Annotated in this window: 1 pseudogene; it reads left to right on the forward strand. The window is 66.8% G+C overall.

Features of this window, described 5'->3' with window-relative positions:
• Positions 1–265, forward strand: a pseudogene (locus SB751_RS31380) (arginine-ornithine antiporter); the annotation flags it as partial.

Here is a 265-nt window from a genome sequence, read left to right on the forward strand (position 1 = left end):
TCGCTGATCTATCTGTCGACGTCGATGATCCTGATCCCGTACTTCTGGTCGGCCGCCTATGCGCTCCTGCTCGTCGTGCGCGGCGAAACCTATGGAGCCGACGCCCGCGCACGCCGCAAGGACGGCTGCATCGCCGCGCTCGCGGTGACGTACACGGTGTGGCTGCTCTACGCGGCAGGCGTCAAGTACCTGCTGCTGTCTGCCCTGCTCTACGTGCCGGGCGCGCTGCTGTTCGCGAAGGCGAAGCGCGAACTCGGCAAGCCGG

The organism is Cupriavidus sp. SIMBA_020 (assembly GCF_046535395.1).
Classification (GTDB): domain Bacteria; phylum Pseudomonadota; class Gammaproteobacteria; order Burkholderiales; family Burkholderiaceae; genus Cupriavidus; species Cupriavidus campinensis.